15 protein-coding genes and 1 pseudogene are annotated in these 22148 nt (G+C 67.0%); 9 read left to right on the top strand and 7 right to left on the bottom strand.

Annotated elements, in window-relative coordinates:
• Positions 1–36 precede the first annotated feature (36 nt).
• A complete protein-coding gene (locus AB0M35_RS14345; RefSeq protein WP_363745291.1) occupies positions 37–1305 on the bottom strand; it encodes a cytochrome P450 in 1269 nt (422 codons plus the stop codon).
• Positions 1306–1918: 613 nt separating this feature from the next.
• Here AB0M35_RS14345 and AB0M35_RS14350 point away from each other — a divergent pair.
• The 3 genes and pseudogenes from AB0M35_RS14350 to AB0M35_RS14360 all read left to right on the top strand — a co-directional run bounded on the left by AB0M35_RS14350 (position 1919) and on the right by AB0M35_RS14360 (position 3997).
• Positions 1919–2362, top strand: a complete 444-nt coding sequence (locus AB0M35_RS14350; protein ID WP_363745293.1) for a hypothetical protein — start codon at positions 1919–1921, stop codon at positions 2360–2362.
• Between the two features lie 391 nt (positions 2363–2753).
• Positions 2754–2885: pseudogene (locus AB0M35_RS14355) on the top strand (cell division protein DivIVA); the annotation flags it as partial.
• A 191-nt stretch (positions 2886–3076) separates the two neighbouring features.
• Positions 3077–3997, top strand: coding sequence for an alpha/beta hydrolase (locus AB0M35_RS14360; protein WP_363745295.1), 921 nt, complete (start codon positions 3077–3079; stop codon positions 3995–3997).
• Here the strand turns inward: AB0M35_RS14360 and AB0M35_RS14365 are convergent.
• A complete protein-coding gene (locus tag AB0M35_RS14365; RefSeq protein ID WP_363745297.1) occupies positions 3893–4669 on the bottom strand; it encodes a hypothetical protein in 777 nt (258 codons plus the stop codon). The two genes, AB0M35_RS14360 and AB0M35_RS14365, sit on opposite strands and share 105 nt — an antisense overlap.
• Positions 4670–4909: 240 nt before the next feature.
• Here AB0M35_RS14365 and AB0M35_RS14370 point away from each other — a divergent pair, with 240 nt between their 5' ends.
• Both AB0M35_RS14370 and AB0M35_RS14375 read left to right on the top strand, forming a co-directional pair.
• Positions 4910–5791, top strand: a complete 882-nt coding sequence (locus AB0M35_RS14370; RefSeq protein ID WP_363745299.1) for a helix-turn-helix transcriptional regulator — start codon at positions 4910–4912, stop codon at positions 5789–5791.
• Positions 5784–5981: a DUF397 domain-containing protein gene (locus AB0M35_RS14375; protein WP_363745301.1), complete on the top strand. Its 198-nt coding sequence runs from the start codon at positions 5784–5786 to the stop codon at positions 5979–5981. The genes AB0M35_RS14370 and AB0M35_RS14375 overlap by 8 nt, the downstream gene beginning before the upstream one ends.
• Positions 5982–6509: 528 nt before the next feature.
• Here the strand turns inward: AB0M35_RS14375 and AB0M35_RS14380 are convergent.
• The 5 genes from AB0M35_RS14380 to AB0M35_RS14400 form a co-directional block, all read right to left on the bottom strand.
• Positions 6510–6704: a hypothetical protein gene (locus tag AB0M35_RS14380; protein ID WP_363745303.1), complete on the bottom strand. Its 195-nt coding sequence runs from the start codon at positions 6702–6704 to the stop codon at positions 6510–6512.
• A 36-nt stretch (positions 6705–6740) separates the two neighbouring features.
• Positions 6741–11651 carry a class I SAM-dependent DNA methyltransferase gene (locus AB0M35_RS14385; RefSeq protein ID WP_363745305.1) on the bottom strand — a complete coding sequence of 1637 codons (4911 nt, stop codon included), beginning with the start codon at positions 11649–11651 and terminating at the stop codon, positions 6741–6743.
• Entirely contained in the window at positions 11648–14467 is a 2820-nt protein-coding gene (locus tag AB0M35_RS14390) for an SNF2-related protein (RefSeq protein WP_363745307.1), read from the bottom strand. The genes AB0M35_RS14385 and AB0M35_RS14390 overlap by 4 nt, the downstream gene beginning before the upstream one ends.
• 16 nt (positions 14468–14483) lie before the next feature.
• Positions 14484–15584, bottom strand: a complete 1101-nt coding sequence (locus tag AB0M35_RS14395; RefSeq protein WP_363745309.1) for a serine/threonine-protein kinase — start codon at positions 15582–15584, stop codon at positions 14484–14486.
• 206 nt (positions 15585–15790) lie between these two features.
• On the bottom strand, positions 15791–17752 hold the full coding sequence (locus tag AB0M35_RS14400; protein ID WP_363745311.1) for an N-6 DNA methylase: 1962 nt from the start codon (positions 17750–17752) through the stop codon (positions 15791–15793).
• 98 nt (positions 17753–17850) lie between these two features.
• Here AB0M35_RS14400 and AB0M35_RS14405 point away from each other — a divergent pair, with 98 nt between their 5' ends.
• The 4 genes from AB0M35_RS14405 (at position 17851) to AB0M35_RS14420 (ending at position 22116) form a co-directional block, all read left to right on the top strand.
• Positions 17851–18396: a DUF4352 domain-containing protein gene (locus AB0M35_RS14405; protein WP_363745313.1), complete on the top strand. Its 546-nt coding sequence runs from the start codon at positions 17851–17853 to the stop codon at positions 18394–18396.
• A gap of 77 nt (positions 18397–18473) precedes the next feature.
• A complete protein-coding gene (locus AB0M35_RS14410) occupies positions 18474–19292 on the top strand; it encodes an RNase H family protein (protein ID WP_363745315.1) in 819 nt (272 codons plus the stop codon).
• Between the two features lie 32 nt (positions 19293–19324).
• A complete protein-coding gene (locus AB0M35_RS14415; RefSeq protein WP_363745317.1) occupies positions 19325–19591 on the top strand; it encodes a hypothetical protein in 267 nt (88 codons plus the stop codon).
• Positions 19592–20004: 413 nt separating this feature from the next.
• Positions 20005–22116 carry a PQQ-dependent sugar dehydrogenase gene (locus AB0M35_RS14420; RefSeq protein WP_363745319.1) on the top strand — a complete coding sequence of 704 codons (2112 nt, stop codon included), beginning with the start codon at positions 20005–20007 and terminating at the stop codon, positions 22114–22116.
• The last annotated feature ends 32 nt before the right edge of the window (positions 22117–22148 follow it).

Raw genomic sequence — 22148 nt, forward strand, 5'->3', positions numbered from 1 at the left:
AGTGTTGCAGGACAGCCAACCGACCCACCGGCAACCTCAGCTCCAGCGGACCTCGACCCCGGCTGGTGTCAGCAGAGTGCTGCGGGCCGGTGCGACGCTGTCGGTCGGCGGCAGCTCAAGCTCGTGTCGCCCGATGACGGCGGCCAGCGCCATTGCCAACTGCACCGGTCCCAGGCGGGCCCCCGGACATACCCGGGTGCCGGCCCCGAACGGCAGGTACGCCTTACCGGTGTAGGGAATCCGTCCGCGCTGCCAGCGCGATGGAGTAAAGCTCTCCGGGTCGGTCCAGAAACGGGGATCCCGATGCACCAGGTACGGTGTGAAAAGCACTCGATCGCCAGCCCGCAGCGGGTATCCAGCCACCTCAACCGGCCGGGCGCAGGTGCGGCTCATCAGCAAGGTCGGCGGGTGCAGGCGCATCACTTCTTTGAGCACGGCCGCGGTGTGCGGCCACTCCTCGCCGGGGAGCGCGCCGCCGTCAGCCTGGGCCTCGGCGCGGATCGACGCCGCGTCGTCCGGCCGCTCCGCCAGCCGTAGCAGGCACCAGCTCAGCACCGCGCCGGACGGACCGTGCGAGGTGACCATCAGCAGCCGCAGCGCAGCCACCAGGAACCGTTCTGGCAGTCCTCGCTCGATCAACGCGTCCAGCGCGTCGGCAGGCTCGGCCTTACGGCGCTGGGCCAACCGATCCCGTACCACCTCGGTCAGGAGCTCCACCAGGGCGTTGTTGAGGGCCGTGGCGCGCTTGGCGATCGGCCGGCGGCTGATTCGCAGCCGCGACTCGGAGCCGTCGGCGACCTCCAGCGAGGCCCAGAACACCGCCTCCACCGCCTGCGCCACCGCCACCGTCGCCTGTGGATCGGAGCCGACGCAGTAGTCAGCGACTGCACCACCCACCAACCGCTGTGCCGTGTCGAACAGTGGCCGCCGAACTCCGGCCAGCCGCTCGGCCTCGTCGTTCATCCTCTGGCGAGCGCGGGGCAGATGCGCCGTCAGCACGGAACGAGCCAGACCCTGCTGTAGATGGCGGCGGGTCTCCAACCACAGCGGAAGTCCCTCGACCAGCCAGGCCCGGCCCCGCGCCCCGGCCACCATGGCGTTGTCGAGTAGAAACTCGTCATTGGTGCCGACCAGGACCTGATGAATGGCCTCTGGATCGTGGATCACCACAGTGCTCGGATCGAGCCGCACGATATCGCCGAACTCGGCGTGGGTTTCGCGCATCCAGCCGATCGGGTCGGCGTTGAACTCCAACGCCGACCCGATGTAGAACCGACCACGGGGGCCGGGAACCTTCGGCCTCATCATTCCCCCTCGGGCGCGGGCGCCTGACGCGCCCGAGTTGACATGATCAGTAGAGCGGGTAGATGTACCCCCAGCCGCGAGTCGCCTGGGTCATACGCTGCTTGACCGCCGCGAGATACCTCATGATCGCTCCTTTCGGTTTGCCGCTGGACGACTTACCAAAGTATTCGGTTCGACCAATGTCAAGTCAATGGAGCACCCCCGGAAAATGCCGACTTCAACCATTTCTTATCCATTGGTCGGAGATCGGGCCGCCCAGCCAGCGGATGAGATCACACACGGCCCGCTCGTAGACCAAGCCGTCGCAGCGCGAGGTCACCCCGCAGCTCCGGTACGACATCCTCGACCACCAGCCGCCGGAGGTGCCGGGAAACGTGGCGGCCGGTTCGGGGGAAGAACCGGCCGCCACGCTGCGGCAATCAAATGACAGTACGCAGGGAAAACGCAACGCCTGACGACGCAATTGCACGCGATTTCGCTGACTTTCTTTTTCGCAGTCCCCGGATGTTGCACAGTCGGATCGCCGAGTCTTGCAGGGCAGGCAGATTTCCTTGGCACCCGACTCAACCCGTAGCATCATCGGATTCCGCAAGTTGATAAGCCGGAGGTCGGTGTGCCGCGCTGGGACGGCTTCTTCGCCAATCTGGCAGGTGCGTTGGCCGACCTGTTGATCCAGCTGTTCGCGACGTTCCTGACTGCGGCCGGGGTGGTGTCGATCCTGCGCGGCCCGGCCGAGGGGTTCCTGCCCGCGCTGCTGCTCCTGGCCGGCGGGCTGGGCCTCCTGGTGGTGCCGATCACCCGGACCGTGCGCGGCACCTACGTCATGAGGGTGTCCGGCTCCGGCACGGTCGATCTGGAGGTGAGCACCGTGTCGGTGCCGTACTTCGTCCTCGACCTCGGCTGGCTCGTCTTCGGCGCACGCTGGCTCCACGACTCGCTCACCAATCCTCCCGCACCACCGGACCCGTACTTCGACCTCGGCGGGCCGGCGACGATCCTGTCGGTCGAGGCGGTCCTGCTCGGCCTACGGATACGGAGCCGGCTCCGCGACCGGTGAGCGGACTCGAAGCGGACCCTCGGCCGGCCACCGAATCGGCGGCCAGGCCGTCAAAGCCCAGCAGCCGGGTCGTCACCGGTTCCTGTCACGCCGTGCCAGCATCGCCTTGTACACAACCATCCGAGGAGAACCTATGCGCAAGCCGGCCAAGACTGCCGCCGTCCTTGTCGGGCTCGGCGTCGGCGTAGCAATCGGTCCGTCCCTTGGTCCGGCCGCGCTCTGGTCCGGCGTCGTGATCGCGGTGCTCGGCGTCGCGCTCTACCTGGTCGGTACCACGGAATCCGATCTCGTCGGCGACGGCCTGGTGGACCGCGACGAAGATACCGGGGTGGCAGGCGACGGAACCACCACAGGAACAACGGTCGCTGCCCCACGGCGGCGAAACCGCCAGCGGCCAGGCCTCAGTGGCCTGGGCACCCGGGTAGAACAGATCCTCGAACTCGCCGAGAAACAGGCCAACGACCACCGCGCCGAGGCGCGGCTCGAGAGCGAGGCGATCGTGACCGCTGCCCGACGGGAGGCCGAGGCGATCCTGAAACGAGCCCACGACCAGGCGACCGGGATCACCGGCACCCGCCGGGATTCGTCTCCGGTACCGCCCACCCGGACGGCTTCACCAAACGAAAACCCGAGCCCTCTCATCGATACGACGCCACCGCAGCGCTCGACCAGCGGCAGCTGAGAATGTTTGCTCAGGGTGATGGGATTTGTGGGATGAAACGGATGGAAGTCCGCCGCGACAACGTTGTCCTGTCCTGCCTCGACGGTGGGTTGGGCGACGACGGCATCATCCTGTTGCATGGCCTGGCCGGCAGCGGACAAGAAATGGTGCCTACGGCCGAGGCCCTGCTACCGGATCACCACGTCATCGCCATAGATCAGCGCGGACACAGCCATTCGACACGTCGACCGGAGGACCTCTCTCGCCGAGCGTACGTAGAGGACGTGGTCGCCGTCGTCGAGGAACTCGCGAACGGTGCACCGGTGACGGTTGTGGGTCAGTCGATGGGCGGGCACACCGCGATGTTGTTCGCTGCCTGGCATCCCCACCTGGTGCATCGGCTGGTGCTGCTGGAAGCCGGAGTCGGGGGCGGTGGCGCTCAGGACGACTATCCGGCCAGGCTCGGGGACTGGTTCGCGTCGTGGCCAGTACCATTCGCCGATCTTCCCAGCGCGGCCGAGTTTCTTGGCTCCACCCCGATCGCCCGATCATGGCTGCGGGACCTGGACAGACGCGCGGACGGGCTGTGGCCACGATTCGAGCCCGATGTCATGCGGGCCGCCATCGCGGCCGTTGCGGACAGGGCGCGATGGGACGAATGGCAGCAAGTGAAGGCTCCCACCTTGCTGGTACAGGGTCAGAACGGCACTATCCCGGCCGCCGAGGTGCAACAAATGCTGTCATTACGGCCCGACGTCATGCATATCGTCATTCCTGACGCCGGCCATGATGCACACCTGGAACAGCGAGACGCATGGGTACGCGCGCTACGAACGTTCCTCGGCAGTCCGTCGCCGAGGCATCTTCACTCAGCTGCGGCAGACGATCGTCGCGTCGTCGGTGGCGACACCGTCGCGGACCTCGGCCTCCCTGACCCGGCGGATGATCTCGCCGGGCCCGTCGGTCCTGAGTAGGTGCAGCAGTCCCGCCCAGTCGGTGAGCCCGAAGGTGTCCACGAACCGGCTTGCGCCATTGCTGAGCAGTGCCGTCGCGGTCACCTCGTCCGCCGGGCAACTGCCGGTGATCGCCTCGTCCACCACCCGCGGGTCGTCCTTGGCCACCCAGAAACCGCCCGGGCTGTTGCGGTGAGCCCGCAACTCCCGCAGTAGCCGCCGGTACTCGTCACTGCCCTCGGGAATGCCCGTCAGCCGGGCCGCGAAGGACCGGGCGATCACCACCTCGCGCGGATCGTGGGCGACGAACGGCTCGACCCCATCCCGGCCGACGACCACCACGGCGTCGCCGAGGACGAGGTGCTCGACGAGCCCGCCGGAAAAGCGGAGCACCGCCACGGCTGCGTACGGGCTGATCGAGTGCGCGACGTCGCACGTGTCGCGGTGCTCGTCGGTGACCCGCCCGATGCTCTCGGCCAGCACGTCGCGCAGGCTCCGGTCCTCAGACAGCATGCCCAGGAGGGCACCGCCGAGACGGGTGGCGTACCAGGCCACGCCGTGGTGGCAGACCTTCTCGGCGCCAGCGATGCCACCCGCGCCGTCAACCAGGACCATGCCGCACGGAACGGCGCCCGCGAAGTCCTCATTGGTGCGCCCGGGATGTCCCGCATCGGTCGCCATCGCTACCCGCATTACCCGATCATCCCACGGCCAGAAGGGCGCACTGTAGCCAGACCGCCGTGCACTCCGATACGCCAATAGACGCGCATGGGAATTGCGCGATAACGACTGCTGTCAGGGCTGTCTTGTATGGTCAGAGGCGTAATGAATCTCGCGCGGATGGTGTTCGGAGAAATGAATTCTCCGGCAACCGCACCGCGTTTCACCGATGGCGTCCGGATGTAACAAAATGCAACACGGGAGGGGTGGCTGATGGCCGACGACATGGGATCGACAGTCCCCAGGCGACAGCTCGGGCGGGCGCTGCGCGACCTGCGCACCGAAGCACGCATGACCCTCGACGGCGCGGCCGAGGCCATGCAGTGCAGCCGACAGAAGATGTGGCGCATCGAGACCGGCCTCGGCCCCACCCGCGCCGTCGACGTCAAGGCCATGTGCGAGCTGTACGCCGCCACCCCCGAACTGACCGCCGCCCTCACCGCCCTGGCCCACGAAACCAAGGCCAAGGGCTGGTGGCACTCCTACGGCGACGCCATCCCCGACTGGTTCGAGCTGTACGTCGGCCTTGAATCCGCCGCCTCGCACCTACGTGAGCACGACGACACTCTGGTGCCAGGGCTTCTTCAGACTCCCGCTTACACCCGTGGGGTCTACCAGAACCGACCCAACATGCCACCCGAGGAGCTGGAAGAGGTCTTGGAGGTTCGCCGACGGCGGCAGGAGGTCTTGGTTCGGCGACGCCCAAAAGCACCGAATCTGGAGTGGGTCCTGTCCGAAGCCGTGCTGCTGCGATGCGTCGGCAGCCCCGCCACGATGGCTGAACAACTTGACCGACTCCTGGAACGCACCGCTCTGCCCAACGTGTCGATCCGGGTTCTCCCGCTGTCGGCAGGCGCTCACTACGGCGCGCTGGCCGGGGCGTTCGTCATGCTCGACTTCCCACTCGGCAACCGAGTCGTCCCTGACCCGTCCATCGTCTACAGCGAGTCGGTGACCGGCGCACTCTACCTCGACCGGGCAGAAGAGTTCGCGGTCTACGAGAAGGTCTGGGCGAGCCTCGTCAGCCTTTCACTTGATGAGGAACAATCAGGAAGGATGATCAGCAAGATCAAGGAAGAGGTCCACCATGGCTGACGATTTGCTCGGGGCGCAGTGGCGCAAGAGCACCCGCAGCGGCGACAACAACGGCAACTGCGTCGAGGTCGCCGACAACCTCCCCGGCCTCGTCGCAGTGCGCGACAGCAAGGACCCTGCGGGGCCCGCCCTCGTCTTCTCTGTCGCGGCGTGGGCCAACTTCGTCCGGGCATCGAGAAATACGCGCTAAGCCTGACGCTGGACGGGAGCATCCGGCGGACCGTTCGACGGGCGGGGCCGCAGTTCTGCTGCGGCCCCGGTGTGAGCTAGCCGACGTAGAGCAGCATATTCGACGAGGTCGTCGGATTATGGATCATCGTTGACAGAGAGCTGCTCGGGGTTAGCCCCGGCCACTCTGCCATTCGAAGCGGCCCACTCGGGAGGAGTAGGCCCACTTCCGAGTTACGCCGGATTAATGCCGAGCAGCAGGACGGCCTGGTCGGACCCGCCTTAAAGTCAAACCCTTGTCGACCGTACTGCAACGCCTCCGCCTTCCCCCGTCGAATCCCCGTTTCGGTCCGCGGTACCCGCCCGAGACGCCGATCCGGACTCTTTGAACACCGAGCATCTTCCGCCTGACAGTAAGTCAAGGAAACGGCGATAACGTGCTTCCTAACAGCGATACACGATCCAAGAGAACGGTCAACCGCCAGGAACGCACACAAACCCGACAGCAGGATCGCCGCCACCAAGAGCAAGATAACGCCCCACCAGCCTTCTAGCGTTTTCTATTAACGCTACGGAAGAATTGACGGATTGCAACAAGTAAAATTGCCGCCAGAACTGCGTATCCCATTGACTCACCGGCACTGCCGAACAGCTTATCCATGACCATGAATAAACACCCAATTAACGCCATAACGACGACTAGCGCAATTAGGCAACCGCCAAAATCGAAATTTTCATTGCTCATGAAAGACCACCAAAACTTAAGAGCGAACCCGACCCGCTAGGCTGACATCCAGCCAGCATCGATCGCGTTCTGGAGCCGCGCACTAAATGCCGCATGCGCCTGCCGATATTCGTCCTCACGACTCGCCTTGTAGAAAGGCGCTGTGTACCCATCGGGTGCCGGCACAGAAACGGGATCTGACAGATGCCGCAGCAACCTCTCGTACGTATCCGTGGCCTGCCCAAAGCCATAGGAGTAGGGATCACTGGAAATTCTGCGACCACCAGCATCGAACCACATTCCACCTTCGCGATCCATCAATATCGGATACCTTGAACCAAGTATTGCAATCAGCTCATCAATTCCAATCCCTAACCACACCGAAACTAGCGCGTCAATCTCAACCAGAGCGGCGCGTCGCTCATATTCAGACCGTAGCGGCACTGACATATTCCAATCGCGCGCGACCGCACTGAGATCCCGAAGGGCCGGCCAATCGACGGACCAACTTAAGACGTTCCATTCAGGATCATAGAGCTCACCCCAAAGCCCTGCGTAGTGGGTCGTCATCGCGTTCAAGCGCAAAGTCCGCAACAATAAGTCAGACGCAAGCGGATGACCCTTCGTCGGCATCGGCATACCCATCGCCTCACTAGGACGCAAGTCCGCTCGTCCAGTGATGCGCAGGAAATAGTCCAAAGGGAGCGAGGCCCAGAAACCACAAGAAAGGGCAGTCTCTAAGTTGGACTCCATCGCCATCGAATGTACGGTCTGAACGTGGGCCGGACCGGGCGGCAACAGCGCAGCGAATAGGGATCGCTCGGTGTTAAACGCGATCATTCGACGCCACGCCAGTCGATAATAGTCCGTATACGGGAAACCTTGCCACAACTCCTGCGACCTTCGGCTCGACTTTTCCGAGCCCACTACCACATAATTTGTGCGAGGGACATAATCGGGACCAAGACTAGCAGGATCAATTAAGTTCCAGTCTCGGTTACTTCGACACGGAACGGCTGGCTGCTTAAAGAATGGAGAGGCGATGCCGAAGTGCGGACCTTGAATAACCATTTCATTCACAGAATTGGGAATTAGTTGATTCCATTCGATGAGTCCTTCTTTCCTGGCGGCAGTTTCATGATAGCCGTCGGTAACATTAACCATCGCCTGCCCGATTCTGGAGCCAAAAGCGGCTAGGGCTTTGATTGCTGCCTGCTCGTCCACTGTTATCGGATACAGCAGAGGCGCTTGCGTCGCCGGAGCAGTTGAATGACCTCGAAGGCTCTGCCATTTAGAAAGTTGACCTTGATTAACAGACACCACCCGGCGAAGGTGGGGTCTCGTGTCCCACTTTCCATTGTACTTCAACCCGGGCGATAAACCGCTCCCGTCATGAGCTAGGGAGTCGGCGAGGGTAGCAGCACCGTATAAACGGCTAAGGTGGAGGAAATCTATTTCTTGAGGTCCGCCGTAGATATGCACGCCGAACTCCAGGCTCCGCACAGCATCCTGAAAAGCCCAATTCGATCCGTTTACGAAGTGAGCATGCACACGTAGGCGACGATAAGCGGCCTCACGCAAGTTTCCTTCACGAAGGCCGCCAAGATGGGTATCTGGATGGACCAACCCCCCTGTACCTAATAATCCTGAGTGTGACCACACTCGACACATCATAGCCCGATAAAGGTCCGGCTGAGTGCCGGCTAGAAGCGGATAAGTTGCCGAGCCACCGATAAAAGCAACATTCCCAGAGTTTGCAGCTAGCTCAGCCAGAAGAGTTAGGCGCACTACTCTGATGGCTGCCAGTTCTCGCTTACGCGACTCACTGACCTCAACCGCAACCTTGTCATTGAGTTTGAACCAGGGATCATACTCAGCGAGGACGACGTCCTCCATCCACAGAGGGCGAACCCACGGCGGATTGCCTACCTGAAGGTCGAAGCCACCTTTGGCTAGTGCCTGTGCAAAGGTCAACTCCCAGTGGAAGAAGCCCTGCTGCTCGGCGATTCGCTCGGCGGCGAGCAGCCATGGGAAGCGGTCGGCGAGCGTCCACGGTGAGTCAACGCCGATCACCCCGTCTAGTCTCTGTTCGAAGTCGCTCATCTCGGCGAGGCTGGTGAGCTTGCGGCCGTAGAACGCTTCGGTGGTCTCATCGGCGTCGGTGCGGCCGATCAGCGCCTCCGCAAAGGTCAGCCAGTCGTCCAGGTTGGTCAGGGGGACCTGCTTGCGGAGTTGTTCGGCCACGGTCGCGCGACGGGTGCCGGTGGCCTTGGTGGGCAGCTTCATCTGCTGCGGCTGCACGTTGCCGAACAGGTCCGCAGCCTCGTAGACGGCCGGTTCGTCGTACGCAGGGATGTCTTTGACGTGCTCGACCTGGACGGGCGTGGCCGGGTAGACGGGGTCGGAGCCGTCGAGGAGGCCGACCTTGTCCAGCGGCCAGAACCAGAGGGCGCACCACACGTCCATCAGGGTCTTGAGCCGCCAGTACGGGGTGCCGGGGGCGGTCAGGTCGGCGAGGATGTCTTCGCGGGCTACCGCTTCGCGCACCTCGGGCAGGTCGTCGGCGCCCCAGACCTTGATGTCGCGGCGGATCTCGCGCTCGGAGATGGCGAGGCGCTGCTGCACCAGCCCCCACAGGAACTCGACTCGGCGACCGAGCGCTTGCAGGCGTTTGACCTGGGAGTTCTTGCCCTTGGCGGATGGCGTGCGCTTCATCGCCGTACGCCAAGCCTTTAGCTTTGCGGTTTCGGCCGGCGCCAGTTCGCGGGCTTCCTTCTCCCCCGCTACCGCGCCCCAGCCGTCGGCGGGAAGCAGGAAGTGGTGGATGGTGTCCGGGTCGATCGGGCCGTCGCGGAAGGGTTTCTCGGCCGGGGCGGTGGTGAGCCAGGACTTGTCGGCGAGTTGCTTCGCCTCGTAGGTCTTGCGTCCGCAGCCGATGAGGGAATTGCCGCGTTGCAGGTGCAGGCCGAACCAGGGGGCCTGGAGGCCGGCGTGCATGACGTTGAGCCAGAGGGAGACCTCGGCCAACTCGACGGCGGTGCGGTTGAGGTCGACGCCGTAGCAGTTGTGCAGGGCGATGTACGCCTTCGCCCGCTGGAGTTCGAGGTGGTAGTCCTCCGGGTCGAGGGTGGTGTCGAGTTCCTTCTGGCGGCGGCGCAGGTATTCGGCGGCGACCTGGTTGATGGCCTCGTTGAGGAACGCCCCGGAGCCGAGCGCCGGTTCGCAGATCGTCCAGTCCAGCAGTTCGCGGGCGGGCGTGATCGTGTCGTCCTGGTCGAGGCGGTACTTCAGGGCGAGTTGGACGGTGACCTCGGTCAGCGACTGCGGGGTGTAGTAGGAGGCGCTGGTCTGCCGGTCCCGGCCGGCGAGCCGATAGACGAACTGACCGGCCTCGTAGACGACGCGGCTGCGGATGCCGGTGTAGGCGTTCTCGCGGTAGACGAAGACGTTGTCGTCGTACTCGTCGGCCTTGGAGGCGGGGATCATCCACGAGCCGTCCTTCGGGTCGCCGTTCTTGGCGACCTCGTAGAGCTGCTCGGTGGCGACGAAACCGGTGTACGACATCAGGCCCTCGTAGACCGCACCGAGCTGGTTGATGCCGAGCTGGGCGTACGAGATGAAGCCGCCGCGTCGCCGCTTGCCGCCCTTGGTGAGCATCAGTCGGCGCAGCACCTCGAAGAGGACCTTGTTGCGCAGCCGGGTGTCGATTTTCGGGCCGTCGGGGTCGTCTTCGTCGCTGCCGGGGACCGGGATGAGTCGACCGATGAGTCGGGTCTTCTCCGGCAGGAACAGGTCAGACTTCATGGGCTCGAAGCGCAGGCCCTCGCCCTCGCTGGCCGTTGCCTCGATCTCGGTGCCGCCGCGCGGGCGGTGGCCGTCGTTGACCATGCGGAACAGCAGGTCCAGCGACTCGTACAGGTGGGTGCCGTCCTCGGCGGACGGGGGCAGGCGACGCGCGACCAGGTCGCCGATGCGGGCCAGGCTGTAGCCCTCGACGTACTGGGGGTCGTTGACCGGCAGCACGCCCAGCTCGGGTCGGGCCTCGGCATAGAGCAGGAACAGGATGCGGTAGAGGTAGCGCAGCGCCTCGCGGCCGAGTTCCTTGGCCAACTCGTCGAGCACCATCACCTGCTGCGGCTGGTAGCCGGCGGCGCGGATGCGGTCCAGCACCTCGTTGGCGATGAGTTCGACGGAGACCTTGAGGCCCTCGCGGAGTTCGCTGGAGACGCCGACGGCGTGTTGGCGGGAGCCGGCGACCAGGTCGGCGAGGGGTTCGGTGCCGCCCTCGGCGGGCGGGCGCAGCGAGTCGGCGCCGAAGAGGGCGGCGACGACGTCGTACTCCCGGTCGTCGTTGCGGGCGTACGCGGTGTCCAGGCTGACGGCCAGGTAGCGGCCCTCGCCCCAGGCGGCCCGGTCGGCGAGGGTGATCACGCCGCCGCTGAGGATCAGCACGTAGCGGGGTGGCTGCTCGGCAGCGAACAGCCAGGAGGCGAGTTTCGCGCCGGTGGTGATGGTCTCGTTGCCGGGCAGGGTCACCGGGTCGAGTAGTTGACCGGCGGCGTCCGGGTCCTGGGCGGCTTCGGTGTCCACGGCCCAGCCGCAGTCCAGCGCAACAACGCCGTGCGCAGTGCCCAGCTCGGCGTGCGCGACGGTGATCTCCTGCTGGTGGCCGGCGCGTTCGACGGTGATGGTCTGCGGGGTCGGCTCGAAGCCGAGCGCCTTCAGCAGCTCCTGGTGCAGTTTGCGCAGTCGTTCCGGGTCGAAGAACTCCTCGTCGGCCAACTCGGTCTTGGCGTCGAAATAGGGTCGGCGCAGACCTCGCAGGCCGGTGCGGGGGGTCTGCTGGTTGGCCTTCTCCCGCTCGGTCCACTGCTTGACCAGGCCAGCTTTGAGGGTGGTGGGCAGGATCTCGGCGAGGTAGTGCGCGGAGAGGTACTCGCCACGGTTGGTCAGCGACTCGAAACTCATGCTGGCACTCCGTGCTCAGGGGCGGATTCCGGCGAGGGGACGAGGACGGCGAGCACCCGCAGCAGCGGTTCGCCGTCGGTTTCCAGGCGGTCGAGCAGGTCGTGCTGCTCGGCGACGGTGGCGTCGACACGCTGGCGGCGGCGCTCGCGGTGCGCGCCCGGCAGCTCGTCGACCAGGCTGGCCTGTCGGAAGGTGACCAGTCGTTCCCGGTGGCGGCGCAGCGGTTCGGCGTTGGCCGCGTCGAACTCGGCGCGTTTGCCTTCCAACTGGTCGCGGGCGGCGGCCACGGCCCGTGGCAGCAGCGCGGTCAGCGAGTCGGTGTCGATGGTGTCGACCCGGTTGACCATGTCGGGGCCGACACCGGCTGCGCGCAGCACCTCGTCCATCGGCGCGATGGTCGGTTCGGCAGGAAGGCCGGCCACGGCCATCCACTGCACCACGGTGGGTTGGCCGAGCCGGTTGGCGTAGACGCCCTGGATGAGGAAGGTCGGGGTGCTCACCTCGGCGGTGAGCACCGGGGCCTGCTGGCGGCCCAGCCGGATCAGCACCTTGTCGACCAGCCAGTCGACCATCGGGTGCACGTCGCTGAGGAAGGCGATCTCCGGCCACATCGGCGTCCTGCTCTGCCGCGCCTGGTCGAGCTTGCGTTGGGCGAGCCGACGGTCGAAGGTGACCTTCAGCCGCAGGTCCTCGCCCTCGCGGTGGGCACGCAGGTAGGAGCGCGGCAGGTCGGTGAGCCGGTGCACCAGGTCGTCGGGGGCGCGGAAGGTCAGCAGCTCGTCCTCGCGGCGCAGGTCGATGCGATCCTCGGGCCGGTCGTCGTAGATCTCGTGCAGGGCGGCGTCGACGAAGTCGCGGGTGGAGTCGAACAGCTTCGGCACCCGGGCCTGCGGCACCCCCTCGACGACCGGGGCGCTGCCGACATCGCCGAACAGGTCGGCCAGCACGTCGATCTCGGTGTGCGCCTGCGCGTACGACTCGTCGACGGTCTTGCCGTGGAGCAGGTCGCGTACCAGGCGGTCCTCCTCGGCTTTCGCGTCGTAGTGGCCGGTCGCGGCCTCCACGCTGCCGAGGGTGCGGTGGGCGGTCTCCTCACGCCGCAGCAGCACCTCGGAGACCGTACGGTCGTCCTTGGCGTCCTCGCGGGCGGAGGTGAGCAGCAGCGCCCGGAACTGCGGCTGGTGGCGCTGCCCGTACCGGTCGATGCGGCCGTTGCGCTGCTCGATGCGGATCAGGCTCCACGGGATGTCGTAGTGGATCAGGTGGTGGCACTGCTGGTGCAGGTTGACGCCCTCGGAGGCGACATCGCCGGTGAACAGCAGCCGCACGCCGCTGCCGGCCAGTTCGAACTCCTGGAGGATCTGCTGTTCGTCGGAGTCGGCCACGCCGCCGTGCAGCACTCTTATCGCCTCGGGCTTCAGACCGAGCAGGCCGGGGACGGTGTCGGCGAGCCATTTGATGGTCGGTACCCGCTCGGAGAAGACCACCGCCCGGGTGTCGCTGCCCTTGCCGACCCCGATCTCCTTCAGTTCCTCGACCAGGCGGCGCAGTTTGCTGGCGTCGCGGTCGGTCATCGCCGAGGTCAGCTCCGCGAGCCGGTCCAGCGCCGCACGTTCGGTGCCGGTGGCCTTCTTGCTCCGGTTGGTCACCGTCTCGTGCAGCGCCCGGTGCGAGGAGAGAAAAGACTTCAACAGGGTGTACGGGAACAGCCGGTGCTGGCCGGTGATCGACTCGTCGCTCCACTTGCCGGCCAGCCACACGTCGGTCAGCTCGTCGAAGATCTGCTCCTCGATGGGGGTGGCCTGGCAGTGGCGGGCCTGGGACGGCCCACGGTCGGCCCAGCGGTCGCCGATCTGGTCGCGTACCTCCGGGCTGATCTTCGTGCGGCGCAGGTAGAGGTGGGCGATGTCGCTGGCCTGGTAGTCCTTCGGGTTGGCGATGGCCGCCGGGTCGAGCAGCGAGATCAGCTGGGCGAAGGACTCCTTGTCGCCGTTGTGCGGGGTGGCGCTGGCCAGCAGCAGCGCGTCGGTCTTCGCGGCCAGCCGACGGGCCAGTTCGTTGCGCTTGGTGCCCTTGTTGATCAGATTGTGTGACTCGTCGATCACCACGGCGTCCCAGGTGGTGGCGTCGAGGTGGTGGCCGAACTGACCGGCGTCCTTGAGCGTGTCGACGGAGATGATGGCCCGCTTGAAGTGCGTGAACGGATTCCGCCCGGCCGGGATCTCCTGCTGGATGCGCTGGATTCCGGTGGAGTCCAGCCGTACCAGCGGGATGGCGAACCGGGTCCACAGTTCCCGCTGGAACTGTTCGAGCACCTGTTGGGGTGAGACGACCAGGATGCGGTCGCCGCGCCCCCGGCGGATCAGCTCGGCGAGGATCAGTCCGATCTCCAGGGTCTTGCCCAGGCCGACCACGTCGGCCAGCAGGATCCGTGGGCGCAGGCCGGACAGGGCCAGTTCGACCGGACGCTGCTGGTAGGTCAGCGGGTCGAGCAGGAACCGGTCGGTCAGGGCAAGGCCGCGTTCGGTGCGGGGCAGGGGCGTACGCCGCAGCACCGCCTCCAGGAACAGCCGGCTCTGCCGGAACCGGGAGGAGGTGTCCCGGACGAGTTGGGTCTCCTCGGGCCGCATCGGCGCGATGGCGTCGAGGGCGGTGAAGAAGGTCGCCTCGACGTCCTGCACGAACTCGGAGACACCGACAGCCTTGATCATGGTGCCGTCGGCGGTGCCGGTCTTGACGCTGCGTACCAGCCACTCCTCGTCACGGACGACGATGCGGGAACCGGGGGCGAAGGTCGCCTCCTGGGCAGTGGTCATCGGTGATGCGGCCTTCCTACAGGGTGGATCGGCGGGCATACTGGCGGCGCAGCCTGTCGACCAGCCAGGTCACGTCGACCGGCGGGCCGCTCCCGAAGCGCTCGGGATCGACCTTCGTGGGGGCCGGTTCCGGCACCGCGACGGTGCTTCTCTGCTCGACAGCGCGGTCGTCCGCCCGCTCGCTCGCCACCACGGGCGGGTCCTCGGGATCCTGCTTCGGGTCTTGCAGGTCGGGCGGGACCAGCAGTTCGGTCGCACTGTCGTAGGTGCGCGCGGCGACCTCCTGCCGCAGGTCATGGACCTTCCTGCCACTGGTCGCGGTGGCCACGGCCAGCATGCGGGCCTGCACGTCGGCGAGCGCGGGCCGGGCGGACGGGTCGAAGGCGAGCATCGCGCCGAGCAGTGGCACCAACTCCGCCGGCACACCGGACAGGTCGGGCAGGTCACTCGGTTCGGTGATCCGCAGCAGCAGATTCCACGAGTTGGTCGGTGGATAGAGAGCGTGACCGGTCAGCGCGAAGACCAGCACCGCCGCCAGGCCGTAGATGTCCATCGCAGGGGTCAGCTTGCGCTCGCCCCGGACCTGCTCCGGCGACATGTAGGCCGGGGTGCCGACCATCGCGCCGGGTTCGGTCAGGTAGTCGCTGCGGTCGATGAGCACCGCCAGGCCGAAGTCGATGAGCTTCGGGCCGTCCGGGCCGAGGATGATGTTCTGCGGTTTCAGGTCCCGATGCAGCAGACCGGCCTGGTGCACCTTGGCCAACCCCTCGGCCAGCATCGCTCCGGCCATGGCAGCCAGCGGCAGCGGCAGCGGGCCACGGGTGTCGACGTACTCGCGCAGGGTGGCGCCGGGAACGTACTCGACCGCCAGCCAGGCCGGGTCGCCGGTGGTGTCGGCGTCCTCCAGTCGAGCTACCCGGGAGCCGAAGACCAGCTTGAGGCTCTCCACCTCGGACGCGAAGCGTTCCCGGATCGTCGGCGCCGCGATGAGATGCTTCTTGATCACCTTGAGTGCGACCCGCTGGGCGATCGGGGAGACCGCGAAGTAGACGTCCCCCATACCGCCGCACCCGAGCGGCTCCACCAGCGTGTACCCACCGACGTTGCCGAGTGCCATTGGTTTCCCCCTCCACAATGGCCCATACCCGACGCCTTGGTGCGCTTCGGGCTGCATGGACGCATGACCGTACAACGCCCGTCAATGGGAAGCCACCGGCCCTCTGGCGCGTCAAAATCGCCCTGACGGACCACAATCGACAGCCGATCGTGCCTGCGCCGCGCGGATCGTGCTTGCGTCGCGCGGTGAGCTGCTGGACGTGGCGGTTAAAGACCTTCTTGTAGTGACCCGCTGGCCAGGCCGTCGGCCGTCAGCTGGACCAGTTCCGCGCCGAGCGTCGCGGCCTGCCGGATCGCCGACTCGAAGGCGTCCAGCCGGCGAAACGCCGCCCCCTGCACCCGTTGGTCCTCCAGCGACATCCGCCGCACCTGGGCGCGGCGGATGTCGAAGCGCAGCGTTCCGGACAGGCTCGACGCCTGCTTCTCGTTGGTCGAGGTGCGTAGTTGCCCCGCCAGGAACCACGGATCCAGTGCCGCCGGGTTGGGTCTGAGCAGGTAGAGGTTGCGTCCGAGCAGTGCACCCTCGGCGGTCACCACCCGGGCGGTGAGCTGTCGGGCGACCATCGGCACCACCACGTCGCCGACGGCGAGGCAGATCTGCTGGCCGAGCCGGCCGTCGTCGTGGCCGGACGGCGGCTCCCCGTCGAGCACATCATCCACGGTCAGCACACGTGGACCGTCCGCCGCGCTGCCCGCTGCGGTTAAGGCGGTGCCGGACGAGCCGCCGTCGGCCGAAGCAGCCCCGGATGAGGCTTCGGAAGCAGCGGTGGCGCGGATCGGGCCGAGCAGGTGCAGGGCACCGGAGCGGACCAACTCCCCCACGGTCAGGAATTCGTCGTCCGGCCCCTTCTGCGCGGGCGTGACCTGCGGCATCAGCGCGGGCAGGTCACCGACGAGGGCGGCGAGGCGTTCTCTGGTGCGTACCACCTGTTCTCCGGTGGCCTCGCCCGCGACGGCGGGTTGCCGGCGCGCGGGGGTGAGGTCGACCTCCTCGTCGAGCAGTTCGATCACCGGTACCGCGCGGGCGAATCCCGGCTCCTCGGCCTCGGGGTCGGCGTCGAAGGCCCGCCAGGCGGCGAGGATCCGTGGCCCGTTCGTGGTCAGGTCGACGCCGGCGGCGTCGACGAGCAGCGTCCGCGCCGGTGGTGGTGTGTCGGGCGCGGGCCGCCGCAGCACCCACAGATGCAGCGGTACGCCGTGCGGCGCGGCGGCCCCGGGCGGCAGGGCGATCACGGCGCGCAGGGCGCCGCGGCGCAGCAGTTCGGCGCGGATACGTCGGCCGGCTCGGCGGCTGGCCACCGTGGGGGGCATCAGCAGTACGGCGTGCCCGCCGGCCCGCAGGTGGGCCAGGGCGTGTTGGACCCAGGCCAGTTCCGGTTCGGTACGCGGGGTGGTGCCGACGATCCAGCGTGGGTCGTGGCCGAGTTCCTCGTCGCCCCAGTTGGTGGCGCCGAAGGGTGGGTGGCAGACCACGGTGTCGTAGGTGTGCCCGGCGTACGCGTCGGCGCGTAGCGAGTCGCCGACGTTCATGGCGCCGGGCACCTCGCGCAACGCGAGCCAGAGTTCGGCGAGTCGGGCCAGGCCCTCGTCGAGTTCCTGCCCGTAGGCGGTGGCGCAGCCGGCGCGGACGGCGGCGCGCAGTACGGCGCCGGAGCCGGCGGCCGGGTCGAGGACGGTGCAGCCATCGACGCCGGCCAGCCCGACCATCAGGTCGGCGAGGTCGTCGGGGGTGGCGAAGGACCGCCCGGGGCCGGGTGCGGAGAAGCGTTGCCACAGTTCGTCGAAGGCGCCCTGGGGGCCGAGTTCGTCGGCGAGGGCTTCGAGGTCGGGCAGCAGCGGTTTCAGATGTGGGTCGACGGGACGGCGGGGGCGTTGGCCGCGTTGTCGGGCCAGGAGCAGGACACCGACGGCGGCCAGTGCCGCGGCGGGGGATTCGCTGGCCGGGGCGATCCGCCGCCAGAGCCGGTCGGCGGTGGCCTGCTCGGCGAGCTTGCCCTGGGCGCACAGCCACTGTTCGACCTGGATGAGGTCGAACTCGGGACTGGCCGCCGTGCCGCCGACCGGGGCGGGGAAGTCGACGTGCCGCTTGCGCCAGTTGCTGACGGCGGCCCGTCCGACCCCGGCGAGCCGGGCGATTTCGGCCGCCGTAATGGTCGGTTTCACCTGCACGTTCGGAGTGTGCCACACCTGTCAAGCGACATGTCTGTTGACAGTGTTCACGGGTGGTGTTCTCATTGACGCCGCACATTTATGACTGGAGGACAACTATGCGTAAGACCACGCTGATCGCCTTGCTCGCCACCGCTCTCATCGGCCTGGGCTGCGGTGCCGGAGCCACCGACGAAGCCGGCGACGCGAGTGGCGGCGACGTCGCCGCCAAGAGCGAGGACAAGAAGGCCGACAAGGCCGACAAGGTGGCGAAGATCGGCGACCCGGCCCGCGACGGCAAGTTCGAATTCACCGTCAAGTCGACCAAGTGCGGCGTCCGCAAGGTCGGCAACGACCTGCTCGGCGCCAAGGCGCAGGGCCAGTTCTGCCTGGTCACGTTGAAGGTCAAGAACATCGGCAAGAAGTCGCAGATGTTCGACGGCAGCAGCCAGAAGGCGTACGCGGCCGACGGCACCGAATACTCCGCGGACGGAGCTGCCGCGATCTACGCCAACGAGAACGCCGAGACCTTCCTCAACGACATCAACCCCGGCAACCAGGTCACCGGCGTCGTCGTCTTCGACGTCCCCAAGGACGTCAAGCTGACCAAGCTTGAGCTGCACGACTCGCCGTTCTCCGGCGGAGTCACCGTCGCCCTGAACTGACCCACGCGCATCGACCGGGGCGGGTTCCACAAGACCCCGCCCCACCACATTCCACTTCCGAACGGAGGGAGAACGTCGTGCGTCCTGACGAGTTTCTACGTGCCGTGGAGTTGCTTCCCGATGACCTGCGCGAGCCCGCCTTCGCGTTGCAGGCCTACGTCCGGCCGACCCACTGTCTCAAGTGCGAGCTGATCGGTGACGGGTTGCGGTTGTGCCTGACCGCCGCGCGATACGACGAGTTCTCCTCGGCCCGCCACCTGCTCGACACCGCACAGCAGCAGGCCGTTGAGCACGGCACGGCCTGCCGCAACCAGCCGGACCGGCGCCGGGGTCGCGGCCGGGTGGCACGGTGGGCGAGCGCGTCCGGAGCCACGGTCGCCGCGACCGACGCCAGTTGGAAGGACCGTGCCGGCGGCATCGGGTACGTGGTCAGCGACGGCCACTACGGCCTGCGAGGCCGGTACAGCGGACGGATGGACACCACCGGGTACTCCCGGGTCCTGATCAACGAACTGCGCGCGGTCGACTTCCTGCTGAGCGCCCACGACGTGCCGCCGGTGGGGATGGTCGTGCTGCTGGACAGCCTCGCCGCGTTGCGCTATCTGCACCAGTGGCAGTCCGGCAAGACGACCGCAATGCCGGCGGGCTACAGCCTGCGACCCCGCCAGTGGTCCGATCAGCCCACCCTCGTCCGGCTCGCCGAGCTCGTGCAGCAACGGCCGGACCTGTCGTTCGAGCATGTCAAGGGGCACAGCGGCCACCCGCTCAACGAGGCCGCCGACGCCTTGTCCCACATGGCCCGTCGGCGAATCGGCGAGTCCTTCGACGTACGCCGGCGCGCCCACGACCTGGTCGACGCCTTCCTGCGTGACTGGCACGCCACCGTCGCACGCTGACCGCCCCCCGCCCTGACAGGAAGGACATCGCCGTGTCGAGCGAACGGAACCCGCAGCCGCGCGACGAGAAGGTCCCCGCCGTCGACGCGGACCAGACCATGGCGCGCCGGTTCGTCCAGCAACGGCTGGCCGAGTTGCCGCACCGGCCCGAGGATGCCGAGGCCCGGCTACGCGGCCTGCTGGCGATCTATGAGGAGTTGAACGCGCTGGGTCATCCGGAGCCGATGGTCCTGCTGGCCGGCGTGCTGGGCATTCCGGTGGATGTCCTGATCCGGCACCTACGCGCCGCGCAGCGCTGACCCGGACGGCCCCTCGCGTTCGGCCTGCGCGCCTTGGCGCGTTGGTACGACCACACCTGACAGGCGGTCGCTGCACGGATGCGCTCCCGCCGAGCTGCGGTTCTTCCTGCACCGACGAGGCTTTCGCTGCCTTGGCGGAAAGTTCCACGGAGGTCGGCGAAAGCCATAGACACATCTACATCACTTTGTTAGCTTCAGGCGAGATGTTACGTCGAGGTAAATCGATACAGGCGCCTGCACCTCGGCCGTGACCTCGCCATTGACCACATCTGCGTCCCTATCCATCAGAACACGCCCAGACTGCCGCGCAAGCGGTGCTGACGGGCGATTCCGTGCTGCCCCCATCCCACGAGGAGGAACCAGCCCCTCCGTCTACGACCTGCCCGACCAGTCCCTCACCGAAGGAGAGGCAGTTGAAGAGACGACTCGCGCTCGCCGTGGCCGGCCTGACCGCCGTCACCCTCACCGCGACGCCGACCCCGACGATGGCCGCGCCGGAGACCACCAACACTCCCCCGGACACGGCCTTCCAGAAAGTCACCCTCAACGACCGACCGGGCGAACCGATGGACCTCGCCGTGTTACCCGACGGCCGGGTCCTGCACGTGACCCGCGCGGGTCAGGTCTGGTTACACAACCCCGCCACCCGTCGCAACACCATCGCCGCCACCCTGGACGTGTACCAGCACGACGAGGAGGGCCTGCAGAACGTCGCGATCGACCCCGGTTTCGGCAAGGGCGGCAACAACTGGGTCTACCTGTACTACTCGCCCCCGATGGACACTCCGGTCGACGATCCGTCCACTCCGGAGGTCAACGAGGGCGACGCGCCGGCCTGGGGCACCGAGGAAGACTTCGCGCCCTTCCGTGGGGTGATCCGGCTGTCCCGGTTCCGCCTGGTCAAGGACAAGCTGGATCTGCGGACCGAGCAGCAGATCATCGACGTGCCGGTCGACCGGGGAATCTGCTGCCACGTCGGCGGGGACATCGTCTTCGACAGCAAGGGCAACCTTTACCTGTCCACCGGCGACGACACCAACCCGTTCGAGTCCGGCGGGTACGCCCCGATCGACGAACGGCCCGGCCGCAACCCGGCGTACGACGCGCAGCGCAGCTCGGCCAACACCAACGACCTGCGCGGCAAGATCCTGCGGATCACGGTGGGCGCCAAGGGCGGATACACCGTCCCGAAGGGCAACCTGTTCAAGAAGGGCACGCCGAACACCCGGCCCGAGATCTACCTGATGGGCCTGCGCAACCCGTTCCGCATCGAACTGGACCGCGAGACCGACACACTGTTCGTCGGTGACTACTCGCCGGACGCCCGCCAGCCCAACCCTGAGCGCGGGCCGGCGGGGCAGGGCAAGTGGCTCGCCGCCCGCGAGCCCGGCAACCACGGGTGGCCGTACTGCATCACGCCGGACCAGCCGTACCGCGACTACGACTTCGCCACCGCGCAGTCGGGGCCGCCGTTCAACTGCGCCGCACCGGTCAACGACTCGCCGCACAACACCGGGCTGCGCAAGCTCCCGCCGGTGCAGCAGCCCCAGGTCTGGTACGGCTTCGGCGCCTCCCCGCAGTTCCCGGAGCTGGGCACGGGCGGCATCGGGCCGATGGCCGGGCCGGTGTACCAGTTCGACCGCTCGACCACCCGTGGCCGCAACCCGTCCGGCTGGCCGGCGTACTACGACGGCAAGCCGTTGTTCTACGAGTGGACCCGCGACTACGTGAAGGCCTTCGAACTGGACCGGCGCGGTCAACTGCGCGGCATCGAGTCGGTGCTGCCGTCGGTGGTCTTCGACAACCCGATGGACCTGGAGTTCGGCCCGGACGGTGCGCTCTACGTGCTCGAATACGGCGACGGCTACTTCAGCGAGAACCCGGACGCCCAACTGGCCCGCGTCGACCACATCGGCTGGGACGGCAACCACAGCCCGGTACCGCAGGTGTCGGCCACGCAGACCGCCGGGCTCGCGCCACTGACGGTGGAGTTCTCCAGCGGAGGCACCGCCGACCCGGACGGTGACCGACTCCGGTACGAGTGGTACCTCGACGACGATGACAAGGTCGACTCGCGCGAGGCGAACCCGACGTTCACGTACCGGCGCAACGGCAGCTACGAGGCGACGCTGAAGGTGACCGACCAGAAGGGCCGGTCGGCGTCGGCCTCCGTCCGGGTGGTGGTCGGCAACACCACGCCCGTGGTGGAGCTGGTCAGCCCGGTCGTCGGGCAGCCGTTCACCTTCGGTGACGTGGTGCGCTTCGAGGTACGGGTCACCGACGACCAGCCGGTGGACTGTGCCCGGGTCAGCGTGACCTACATCCTGGGTCACGACGATCACGGCCACCCGATCACCACCGCCAACGGATGCACCGGTGCGATCACCACCACGGTGCCCTCCGGGCACGATCCGGCGACCGACAACCTGTCCGCGGTGTTCGTCGCGTCGTACACCGACCCGGGTGGCGACGGTCTACCGCCGCTGACCGGCACCACCGAGGTCGTCCTGGTTCCTTCCCAGTAGTCCCTGATCGAGGTCCCTGGTCGACACCGGTC

The organism is Micromonospora sp. NPDC051196 (assembly GCF_040682415.1).
Taxonomy (GTDB): Bacteria; Actinomycetota; Actinomycetes; order Mycobacteriales; family Micromonosporaceae; genus Micromonospora.